The organism is Cellulosimicrobium cellulans (assembly GCF_001722485.1).
In the GTDB taxonomy this organism is placed as follows: Bacteria; Actinomycetota; Actinomycetes; order Actinomycetales; family Cellulomonadaceae; genus Cellulosimicrobium; species Cellulosimicrobium cellulans_A.
Genome location: NZ_LWGL01000143.1, coordinates 1 through 8185, shown reverse-complemented (window position 1 = coordinate 8185; position 8185 = coordinate 1). Strand labels below are relative to the sequence as shown.

Annotated in this window: 6 protein-coding genes, 1 tRNA gene and 1 pseudogene; 2 read left to right on the top strand and 6 right to left on the bottom strand. The window is 74.2% G+C overall.

Annotated features, from left to right (window positions below):
* The 5 genes from JZ5iCDA_RS13635 to JZ5iCDA_RS13615 form a co-directional block, all read right to left on the bottom strand.
* Positions 1-458: Nif3-like dinuclear metal center hexameric protein (locus JZ5iCDA_RS13635; protein WP_171905383.1), on the bottom strand; the 458-nt coding region annotated here is incomplete at its 3' end.
* 56 nt (positions 459-514) lie between these two features.
* A complete protein-coding gene (locus tag JZ5iCDA_RS13630; protein WP_436967410.1) occupies positions 515-2257 on the bottom strand; it encodes a bifunctional 3'-5' exonuclease/DNA polymerase in 1743 nt (580 codons plus the stop codon).
* 60 nt (positions 2258-2317) lie between these two features.
* Positions 2318-2394: transfer RNA gene (locus JZ5iCDA_RS13625), tRNA-Val, on the bottom strand.
* Positions 2395-2451: 57 nt separating this feature from the next.
* Entirely contained in the window at positions 2452-2955 is a 504-nt protein-coding gene (locus tag JZ5iCDA_RS13620) for a peroxiredoxin (RefSeq protein WP_436967409.1), read from the bottom strand.
* Positions 2939-3352, bottom strand: coding sequence for a DUF3052 domain-containing protein (locus JZ5iCDA_RS13615; RefSeq protein WP_069387664.1), 414 nt, complete (start codon positions 3350-3352; stop codon positions 2939-2941). Before JZ5iCDA_RS13615 ends, JZ5iCDA_RS13620 begins: the two co-directional genes overlap by 17 nt.
* Before the next feature lie 410 nt (positions 3353-3762).
* Between JZ5iCDA_RS13615 and aceE the strand changes: the two genes are divergently transcribed.
* Positions 3763-6510 carry a pyruvate dehydrogenase (acetyl-transferring), homodimeric type gene (gene aceE / locus JZ5iCDA_RS13610; RefSeq protein WP_069387663.1) on the top strand — a complete coding sequence of 916 codons (2748 nt, stop codon included), beginning with the start codon at positions 3763-3765 and terminating at the stop codon, positions 6508-6510.
* Positions 6511-6621: 111 nt separating this feature from the next.
* Here aceE and JZ5iCDA_RS13605 read toward each other — a convergent pair whose 3' ends face one another.
* Positions 6622-7308: a hypothetical protein gene (locus tag JZ5iCDA_RS13605; protein WP_069387662.1), complete on the bottom strand. Its 687-nt coding sequence runs from the start codon at positions 7306-7308 to the stop codon at positions 6622-6624.
* A 77-nt stretch (positions 7309-7385) separates the two neighbouring features.
* Between JZ5iCDA_RS13605 and JZ5iCDA_RS13600 the strand changes: the two are divergent.
* A pseudogene (locus JZ5iCDA_RS13600) lies at positions 7386-8185 on the top strand (PucR family transcriptional regulator); the annotation flags it as partial.

Below are 8185 nucleotides of genomic sequence, written 5' to 3'. Positions count from 1 at the left end.
CCGTGGACCGCGCCGGCCGCGCGCTCGGGAGCGGCGTGCGGCACGAGGGGCACGCGGTGCAGGAGGTCGAGCGCGTCCGCGAGCGCGTCCGCGACGCCCCGCTCGGCGGCGTCGGCGTTCGTGTGCGCGACGTACAGCGCGCACCCGCCCCGGATGAGGCGGTGCACGAGCGAGCCCTTGAACGTCGTCGCGGCGACGGAGTGGACCGGACGCAGGAAGAGCGGGTGGTGCGTCACGAGCAGGTCCGCGCCCCAGGCGAGGGCCTCGTCGGCGATCTCGTCGACCGGGTCGACGGCGAGCAGCACCTTGCGCACGGGAGCGGTCGGGTCGCCCGCGACGAGCCCGACGGCGTCCCACGCCTCCGCCGTGGCGGGCGGGTACAGCTCGTCGAGGGTCCGCACGACCCGGGCGAGCGTCGGGGCGGTCGGTGCCGTGGGCGGCGTCGGGTCCGGGGCCATGGCGGCAGGCTAACGTCGCCGTTCCGCCCGCGCGTAGTCACCGGCAGGGCGCGCGGTCACTTCGCCTGCGCGTAGTCCTCGACGACGGCGACGCTCAGCGGGAAGTCCACCGGGAAGTCGCCGAACAGCAGCCGCCCGGCCTCCGCGGCGGCGTCGCGGACGGCGGCGGCGGCCGCGTCGGCGAGCGCGGCGGGGGCGTGGACGATCACCTCGTCGTGGAGGAAGAAGACGAGGTGCGGGCGACCGGCGAACGGCTCCGGGGCCGCCCCGGCGTCGTCGGCGGTCCCGAGCTTCCACAGGCGCCGGCGGATCGACGCCAGCCAGCACAGCGCCCACTCCGCCGCGGTGCCCTGCACGACGAAGTTGCGCGTGAAGCGGCCCCACGCGCGCGTCTGGGACCGCGCGCGCGACTGGGCGCCGGCCCCGTCGTCGGAGTCGTCGGCGGCGTACGCGCCCGACTGCGCCTCCTGCCACGCCGCGCCCGGGGCAGGCGAGCTGCGCCCGAGCCGGGTCGTGACGACCTCGCCGCGCTCCCCCGCCCGCGCCGCGCGCTCGACGAGGTCGATCGCGGCGGGGAACGCCTGGGCGAGGCGCGGCAGGACGAGCGCGCTGTCCCCCGTCGTGCCGCCGTACATCGCGCCGAGCATGCCGACCTTCGCGTGCTCGCGCGTCGCCACCGCGCCCGACGCGACGATCCCGGCGTACAGGTCGACGCCGCGCCCGGCGTCCGCCATGCGCTCGTCGCGCGCGAGGCCCGCGAGCACGCGCGGCTCGAGCTGGGCCGCGTCGGCCACGACGAGCCGCCAGCCCGGGTCGGCCACGACGGCGCGGCGCACCTGCCGCGGGAGCTGCAGCGCTCCCCCGCCGCTCGACGACCACCGCCCCGTGACGACGCCGCCCACGACGTACTCGGTGCGGAACCGGCCATCGCGCACCCACGCGTCGAGCCACGCCCACCCGTTCGCCGTCAGCAGCCGCTGCAGCGTCTTGTACTCGAGCAGCGGCGCGACGACCGGGTGGTCGATGCGCTCGAGCTCCCACTTGCGCAGCGACCGGGCACCGACCCCGGCGTATTCCATGGCCCGCAGCAGGTCGGGATGGGAGTCGGGGTTGAGCGTCGGCGGCGCGTCGAGCGCCGCCCGGATCGCGCGCACGAGCTCCTCCATCCGTGCGGGCCGCTCCCCGGTCCGGGGACGGGGCCCGAGCGCGGTGGCGAGGATCTCGTCGTGCACGTCGGCGCGCCAGGGCAGGCCCGCATGGCGCATCTCCGCCGCGACGAGCCCTCCGGCCGACTCGGCGGCGAGCAGCAGGCGCAGGCGCCCCGGCCCGTCCGGGCCCGCGGCCGACGCCACCGCCTCGAGCTGCGCGTGCAGCTCGGCGACCGGGTCGAGCTCTGTCGCCGGCGCGCCCGTTCCCGACCGCGCCGGGGACGGCAGGTCGAACAGCCCCTCGGGCGGCGGCGCCACCGCGGGGCCCGTGACGGTCGGGACGGCGGCGAGCGCGTCCCACGCGCCGTGCGGTGCCCGGGCGTACGGGGTGTCGGCAATCAGCGCCGAGCGCCGCAGGATCGCGCGCGCGAGGCGCAGGTCGTGCGACCGGTCCACGCGCAGGCCCGCGGCGAGCAGGCCGGGGTACCAGGCGTTCGTGTCCCGCCACGTCCACCGGCCGTCGTCGGCCCGGCCGCGGACCAGGTCCGCCGGCGCACCGCGCCGCACGGCCGGCAGGGCGTCGTCGACGCCGGCGGGCACGGTCGTCAGCGACGGACCGGCGGCGGGGTCGTCGGAGAGGACCAGGTGCACGGCGCCAGTCTGCCCGTCACCACCCACGGCGGAGCGCTGAACGGCTCGACGACGACGTCGTGGTGGGCCCGGAGGGACTCGAACCCCCGACATCCACGGTGTAAGCGTGGCGCTCTGACCAGCTGAGCTACAGGCCCCGGAAACGCGGTGCACAGCCTACCGGCTCGGTGCGGTCGCGCGGCCCGCGCGGGGCGTCAGAGCTGCTCGAGCGCGCGCCGGTAACCGTCGAGGTCGCGCCGCTGCCCGCGCGGGTTGACGACCGACCACCGCACGATGCCGTCGGGATCGACGAGGAACGAGCCGCGCAGCGCGATGCCGGTCTCCTCGTCGAGGACGCCGTAGGCCCGGGCCACCGCGCCGTGGGGCCAGAAGTCGGAGAGGAGGTCGAAGCCGAAGCCCTCCTGCTCCGCCCACGCCTTCTGCGCGAACACGGAGTCGCACGAGACGGCGAGCAGCGTCACGCCTGCCGACTCGAAGTCCTCGACGTTGTCCCGCAGCTCGCACAGCTCGCCGGTGCAGATGCCGGAGAACGCGAACGGGTAGAACACGACGAGCACCGGCCCGCCCCGCAGGTCGGCGAGGTGGACCGGGGTGCCGTGGGTGTCCGGCAGCGTGAAGTCGGGGGCCGGGTCGCCGGGACCGGGCCGCGTCACGGTGCCCGGCAGCACCGGGCCGGGGGCCTCAGCGCCCGCGGCCACGCGTCCCCAGCCGCGTCGCCGACCAGTCGGGCGCGATCGCGAACGTGCTCGTCGCGTGCAGGCCCGCGGTCGTCGCCGCCTCCTGGATCTCGTTGTGCCCGACGTGGCCCGGCCGGCCCGGCTTGAGCGTGAACACCCAGATGAGGCCGCCGTCGTCGAGGACGGTCTGGACGTCGACGAGGGTGTCGGTGAGGTCGCCGTCGCCCTCGCGCCACCACACGACCACGCCGTCGGTCACGTCGTCGTAGTCCTCGTCGACCAGCTCTCCGCCGACGAGCTCCTCCAGGTCGGCGCGCAGGTCGTCGTCGACGTCCTCCGACCAGCCGAACTCCTGGACCACGTTCCCGGGCGCGAACCCCAGGCGGTCCACCCCGCGGGATCCTGCGGTGTCCGTCACAGTCGTGCCGTTCCTTTCCTCGTCCGTCCACGTCCTCACCGGCCACCGCGCGGCCCGCTCGGCGGGTTCCGGGCGGCCGGTGGCGGACCACCGTGTGCCGTGTCTGGCAAAGGTAGCCCACCGCACGACGCGCTGCTTGGCAACGCGCGCACCGTGGACCGCCACGTCACGCCCGGTGTCGCAGCACCTCGCGCGGGCGCGCGTGTCGCCCAGATCACGCCGTCTTGACCACTCGTTGGTGTGACTTCGGGCCCGGATGAGAACACAATGGGATCACCACCCTGGTCTCGTGACGAGGCACGGTCGCCCACCAGCGGCCGCCGCCGCACGTCCGGAGTGGCTCCGAGACGGACGTCCGGGCGCGCACCCCGCGGCCGGCGTCCGGCATCCGACGAGATATGAGGTTGCTGGTGGCTTCGTACGACGAGACCGGACCGCTGATCAACGGCCTGCTCAGCCAGGTACCGGACATCGACCCCGCCGAGACCGGCGAGTGGGTCGAGTCCCTCGACGGTCTGATCGACGACCGCGGGGGCCCGCGCGCCCGCTACGTCCTGCTGAACCTGCTCAAGAGGGCCCGGGAGCGCAACGTCGCCGTCCCCGCCTCCTACACCACGCCCTACGTGAACACGATCGGCGTGCACGAGGAGCCGTACTTCCCCGGCGACGAGGCGCTCGAGCGCCGCTACCGCTCGTGGATCCGCTGGAACGCGGCCGTCATGGTCACGCGCGCGCAGCGCCCCGGCATCGGCGTCGGCGGCCACATCTCCTCCTACGCGTCGGTCGCGACGCTGTACGAGGTGGGTCTCAACCACTTCTTCCGCGGCAAGGACCACCCCGGCGGCGGCGACCAGGTCTACTTCCAGGGCCACGCCTCCCCCGGCGTGTACGCGCGCGCGTTCCTCGAGGGCCGTCTCTCGGCGGACCAGCTCGACGGGTTCCGCCAGGAGAAGTCGCACCCGGCCGGCGGCCTGCCGTCCTACCCGCACCCGCGCCTCATGCCGGACTTCTGGGAGTACCCCACGGTCTCCATGGGCCTCGGCCCGGCGAGCGCCATCTACCAGGCGTGGACCGACAAGTACCTGCACAACCGCGGCATCAAGGACACGAGCCAGCAGGACGTGTGGGCGTTCCTCGGCGACGGCGAGATGGACGAGCCCGAGTCGCGCGGCATGCTCCAGCTCGCGGCGCAGCAGCAGCTCGACAACCTCACGTTCGTCGTCAACTGCAACCTGCAGCGCCTCGACGGCCCCGTGCGCGGGAACGGCAAGATCATCCAGGAGCTCGAGGCGCAGTTCCGCGGCGCCGGCTGGAACGTCATCAAGGTCATCTGGGGCCGCGAGTGGGACGTCCTGCTCAACGCCGACAAGGACCGCGCGCTCGTCAACCTCATGAACGAGACGCCCGACGGCGACTACCAGACGTACCGCGCGGAGAACGGCGCGTTCATCCGCGAGCACTTCTTCGGCCGCGACCCGCGCACGAAGGCGCTCGTCGAGAACATGACCGACGACGACATCTGGAACCTCAAGCGCGGCGGCCACGACTACCGCAAGATCTACGCGGCCTACCACGCGGCCCGCACGCACACGGGCCAGCCGACGGTCATCCTCGCGCACACGGTCAAGGGCTACGCGCTCGGCCCGAAGTTCGCCGGCCGCAACGCGACCCACCAGATGAAGAAGGTCGCGCTCGACGACCTCAAGGTGCTGCGCGACTCGCTGCGCATCCCGATCAGCGACGCGGAGCTCGAGGCGAACCCCTACGAGCCGCCGTACTACCACCCGGGTGCCGACGCGCCGGAGATCCAGTACCTCCTCGACCGCCGCCGCCAGCTCGGCGGGTTCGTCCCGGAGCGGCGCTCGAAGCCGGCCCCGGTGACGCTGCCCGACGAGAAGGCCTACGAGGTCCTCAAGAAGGGCTCCGGGCAGCAGGAGGTCGCGTCGACGATGGCCTTCGTGCGCCTCCTCAAGGACCTCATCAAGGACAAGGAGTTCGGCAAGCGCATCGTGCCGATCATCCCGGACGAGGCGCGCACGTTCGGCCTGGACTCGATCTTCCCCTCGGCGAAGATCTTCAACACGCAGGGTCAGCACTACCTCGCCGTGGACCGCGAGCTCATGCTGAGCTACAAGGAGTCCGAGGCCGGGCAGATCATGCACACCGGCATCAACGAGGCCGGCTCCGCCGCCGCGTTCCAGTCGGTCGGCACCTCCTACGCCACGCAGGGCGAGGTCATGGTGCCGGTCTACATCTTCTACTCGATGTTCGGGTTCCAGCGGACCGGCGACCAGTTCTGGGCGGCGGGCGACCAGCTCACGCGCGGTTTCATCATCGGCGCCACCGCGGGCCGCACCACGCTGACGGGCGAGGGCCTACAGCACGCCGACGGCCACTCGCCGCTGCTCGCGGGCACCAACACCGCGATCGTCCAGTACGACCCGGCGTACGGCTACGAGATCCGCCACATCGTGCGCGACGGCATGCAGCGCATGTACGGCGACGGCTCGGACGGCCGCGACCAGAACGTCATGTACTACCTGACGGTCTACAACGAGCCGATGGTCCAGCCGGCCGAGCCGGAGGACGTCGACGTCGAGGGCATCCTGCGCGGCATCCACCGCGTGTCCGTCTCGGACGCCGAGGGCCCCAAGGCGCAGCTCCTCGCCTCCGGCGTGGGCGTGCCGTGGGCGCTCGAGGCGCAGCAGCTCCTCAAGGAGGACTGGGGCGTGTCGGCCGACGTGTGGAGCGTGACGAGCTGGAACGAGCTCCGTCGCGACGCGCTCGCCGCGGACCAGGCCGCGTTCCTCGACCCGACGTCCGAGGCGCGCACGCCGTACGTGACCGCGAAGCTGCAGGGTGCCGAGGGTCCGTTCGTCGCCACGAGCGACTACGACCACCTGGTGCCCGACCAGATCCGCAAGTGGGTCCCCGGCGACTACGAGGTGCTCGGCGCCGACGGCTTCGGCTTCTCGGACACGCGCGCCGCGGCCCGCCGCCACTTCAAGATCGACGGCCCCTCGGTCGTGGTGCGCACCCTGCAGGCGCTCGCCCGCCAGGGCAAGGTGCCCGCGGACGCGTCGGCCAAGGCGATCGAGAAGTACCGCCTCCTCGACGTCACCGCCGGCACGTCCGGCAACGCCGGCGGGGAGTCCTGACGGCTCCGGTCCGGCCCACGGCCTGACCCCGGCACGACGACGGCCGGTCACCTCCCGCAGGAGGTGACCGGCCGTCGTCGTGCGTGCCGGGTTCGCGACGGGCCGGGTGTGCTACGTGCCCGAGCGGTGCTGCTCGGCCTGCGCGACGGCGCGCTCGAGCTCCGCCCGCAGGGCCGCCACGGCGTCCGGGTCCTGGTACGAGGTCAGCGACTCGAGGTGCTGCCGGGCCTCGAGCGGGCGGTCCGCCTCGATCGCGGCGAGCACGAGCTGTCGGCCCACCTCGGGCTCGTGCTCGCGCGCCCGCCAGTGCCCGACGCCGAGGCCCAGCGCCTCGCTCGGCAGGCCCGCCTCGCGCAGCACCTCCATCCCCTGCGCGAGCGCACGACCGGTGTGGTCGCGCTCGGCCGCCGTGGCGAAGCGGCGCAGCGCCGCCTCCTGGTCGTCGTCGATCGACAGCCGTCCCAGCTCGATGAGCGGGTACCAGCCGCGAGGGTGCCCGGCGAGCTCCTCGGCGAGCGCCCAGACCGCGAGGTCCGCGGCCCGCTGCTTCTCGGTCTCGTCGACGGGCGCGGAGAGCGGGTCGTCGGTCGGCGGTCCCTCGGCCGCACGACGGCGGACGAGCTCGGCGAGCGCGCGGAAGGCGCGCTCGTCGTTCGGGTCGTCGACGAGCATCGCGCGCAGGGCGTCCTCGTGGACGGTGTCACCGCGCTTCTCGCCCGACCTGGGACGGCGCGTGCCGACGGTCGACGCGGACGTCGGACGTCGCATGAGCTGGCGCAGACGGGGCATGAGAGCCATGACCCGACCCTAACCGCTCACCGGAGCCCTCACCCGGTTTGTGGACTGTCCACAACGGCCGCCCGTATGCTCGGTGCGTGACGGCGACCTCCACGCCCGCCTCCGGGCGGCCCGGCACCCCCGGTACCGCGGGCAACGCCGACAACCTCCAGCGCCTGCGCGACGGCAGCGGCCTGCTCATGGCCGCGGCCCTGCGCCGCCTCGACGAGGAGATCCGCTGGTACCGCGAGCTGCCCGCGGAGGACCGCTCGTACGTCGGCCTGGTCGCGCAGTCGGGCATCACGGCGTTCGTGTCGTGGTACGCCGACCCGAAGGCGCCCCCGCACGGCGTGAGCGAGATCTTCGCCGCGGCGCCGCCCGAGCTCACGCGGTCGATCTCGCTGCAGAACACGCTGCAGCTCGTGCGGATCGTCGTCGAGGTGGTCGAGGCGCACTCCGACCAGCTCGCGGCGCCCGGGGGCGAGCGGGACCTGCGCGAGGCGGTGCTGCGCTACTCGCGCGAGGTCGCGTTCTCGGCCGCCGAGGTGTACGCCCGGGCCGCGGAGGTGCGCGGGGCGTGGGACGCCCGGCTCGAGGCCCTCGTCGTCGACGCGCTGGTCCGCGGCGACGGCGACGACTCGCTGCGCTCGCGCGTGTCCGCGCTGGGCTGGGGCGGTCGCGGCTCGACCCTCGTCGTGGCGGGGACGACGACGGCGGCGCTCGACGAGGTCCGCACGGCCGAGCTGCGGCGCGCCACGCGCCGGGCGGCGGGCGACGCGCTCGTCGGCATCCACGGCGACCGGCTCGTGCTGGTGCTCGGCGGGGAGGGTGACCTGCAGGCCGCGGCGGCGTCGCTGCTCCCCCGCTTCGGCCCCGGGCCGGTCGTCATCGGCCCGAC